The sequence below is a fragment of the Paraburkholderia sp. SIMBA_030 genome, from assembly GCF_046535245.1.
Classification (GTDB): domain Bacteria; phylum Pseudomonadota; class Gammaproteobacteria; order Burkholderiales; family Burkholderiaceae; genus Paraburkholderia.
On record NZ_JAWRXB010001386.1, the window covers coordinates 1 to 244 of the forward strand.

The following is a 244-nucleotide window of genomic DNA, read 5'->3' on the forward strand; positions in this document are numbered from 1 at the left end:
GGATGCGCTCGCGATGCTCGACGGCAACCGCCCCGACCTCGTGCTGTCCGATCAGGGCATGCCGGGCATGGACGGATTCGAGTTCGTCGGCAAGCTGCGTGAGATGCCCGCCATGGAGTCGATCATCTGTATCGCGTTGAGCGGCTATGGCAACGAATCCGATATGCACGAGGCGCTGAGCGCCGGTTTCAACGCGCTGCTGAAGAAGCCCGTGCTGCTTGACGACCTGCTCGCTGTCGTGTCG

The 244-nt window shown here is 63.1% G+C and carries 1 protein-coding gene; it reads left to right on the forward strand.

Annotated elements, in window-relative coordinates:
* Positions 1-244 (forward strand): response regulator (locus tag SB772_RS44585; RefSeq protein ID WP_410839100.1); only part of this gene is annotated, 244 nt, incomplete at both ends.